At 69.9% G+C, this 2,217-nt stretch carries 2 protein-coding genes; both read left to right on the top strand.

Going from position 1 to position 2,217, the window contains the following annotated elements; genetic code table 11:
- A partial coding sequence (locus tag RWX45_RS10515; RefSeq protein WP_316023673.1) for a prolyl oligopeptidase family serine peptidase occupies nt 1–1,735 on the top strand: 1,735 nt, incomplete at its 5' end.
- A 74-nt stretch (nt 1,736–1,809) separates the two neighbouring features.
- Nucleotides 1,810–2,217 (top strand): chloride channel protein (locus RWX45_RS10510; protein ID WP_316023672.1); only part of this gene is annotated, 408 nt, incomplete at its 3' end.

Here is a 2,217-nt window from a genome sequence, read left to right as displayed (position 1 = left end):
CGGCATCATCGTCGTCTCCCACGCCGGGGACGGCCGCCTGTACCGCTACGACGTCGCCCACCGCCTGCGCGGGCTGGTGCCGTTGACCATTTACGGGGACGTGCGCCACGGCGACCTGGAGATCGACACCGCCCGCTCGCTGGTCTACGCCGTGCGCGAGGACCACCGCGGCGACGGCGAGCCGGTCAACTCTCTGGTAGCGATCCCGCTGGACGGCTCGGCCGCCCGCGACGACTCCGCCGTCACCACCATCGTTACCGGCACTGACTTCGTGGTGGCCCCGACCCTCTCCCCCGACGGCGAGCACCTGGCGTGGATCACCTGGAACCACCCGGATATGCCCTGGGACAACGCCGAGTTGCACGTGGGTGACCTGCGCCCCGACGGCACCATCGGCTCCCAGACCGTCGTGGACGGCGGTAGGGGCTACTCGGTGTCCGAGCCGCGTTGGACCGAGGAGTGCGAGCTCGTCCACGTCTCCAACGCCTCCGGCTTCTGGAACCTGTACCGCACCGAGGGCTTCCCGCGGCGCGGCACCAACCGGGAGGGCTGGACCGAGGCGCTGCGCACCCGTCCGCTGCACCCGATCGACGCCACCTTCACCTCCCCCGCCTGGATCCTGGGACCGCACCACTTCGACGTGCTCGACGGCGAGCACCTCATCGCCTCCTGGGCGCGTGAGGGCATGTGGCACTTGGGCACGGTCAAGCTGTCCAACGGCGAACTGGAAGAATGGAATGTGGGCTGGCAGCCCATGGGCAACGTCGCCTCGTCGGCCGGACGCGTCGTCATGCTCGCCGGCAGCGAGACGGAGTTGCCGAGCATTGTCGAGGTGCGCGGGCAGGGGGTGGAGGTCCTGCGCGGATCGGGCGACTTCAACGCCCACGACGCCGGTATCTCCTTCGCTGAGCCCGTGTCCTGGGCCACCACCGACGACGCCACCGCGCACGGCTTCTTCTACCCGCCGGCCTCCGCCACACATGTGGGCGGCGACGGTGAACTGCCGCCGCTCATCGTCGGGGTTCACGGCGGCCCCACCGCCATGGATCGCACCGGCTACGACCTGCGCATCCAGTTCTGGACCAGTCGCGGTTTTGCCTACCTCGCCGTCAACTATCGCGGCTCGACCGGCTACGGCTCGGACTATCGGCGCCTGCTCAATGGCAAATGGGGCGTGTACGACGTCGACGACGTGGTCTCGGGTGCCCAGTTCCTCGCCGACTCCGGCAAGGTCGACCCGGCGCGTATTGCGGTGCGCGGAGCCTCCGCGGGCGGGTTCACCGCCCTTGCCGCCCTGGCGCGCTCGGAGGTGTTCAGCGCCGGCACCTCCCTGTACGGAGTTGCCGACCTAGCTCAGTTGGCCCGCACCACCCACAAATTCGAGTCCCACTACATTCAGGGGCTCGTAGGCGCCGAGGACCTCGACGACTCGCTTTACACGGAGCGCTCACCGCTGCACCACATCGACGACATCCACGCCCCGCTGCTTCTCCTGCAGGGCAGTGCGGACCCGATCATCCCGCCGGCGCAGGCCACCACCATGTATGAGGCGGTCAAGGCCAAGGGGCTGCCGGTGGCGCTGGAGATGTTCCACGGTGAGGGCCACGGCTTCCGCCTGGCGTCGAATATGCACCGCGCCCTCTACAACGAGTTGAACTTCTACGCGCAGGTGTGGGGTCTGGACATCCCCACCACCGATCGGGTGGCGCTCAAGGTCGACAACCTCGACCGTTGAGCGCGCCGCAGCCGGTGAACGTGTGTGCCTCCGGGCGGGCGGTATACCGCCGGCTTCGGGCTCATCTCCTCAACTTGCTGCGCTACCACCGTACCGGGTTGTTCATCCTGGCGGTGCTCACTGGCCTCACCGCCGGCGGCGGCGCCGTCGTCTTCCGGGCGGGCATTGACCTGTGGACGCGGCTGCTGACCGGCACCACCGACTACACCCAGGCCCTGGGCGCCAGCACCGGCGTGCTGGCTTTTCTGGGGTCGGGGTTCGTGGTGGCGGCGCCGGTGCTGTCCGGCTTGCTGGTCGGCCCGCTTATGCACCGCTTGGGCGCCACCACCACTGGGCATGGCGTCGCGGGAGCGATGTGGGCGGCACGGCGTGCGGACGGGGCCATGGCCCCCGGGCCGGCCGGCGCGAGCGTCGTCGCGGCCGCGCTGACCATCGGCGGGGGCGGCTCTGTGGGGCCCGAGGGTCCCATCGCCGAGCTGGGC

The sequence above is a fragment of the Actinomyces sp. MRS3W genome, from assembly GCF_032465695.1.
Taxonomy (GTDB): domain Bacteria; phylum Actinomycetota; class Actinomycetes; order Actinomycetales; family Actinomycetaceae; genus Actinomyces.
Note: the sequence above shows the minus strand (reverse complement) of the source record. Positions and strands in the feature narration are given on the sequence as shown.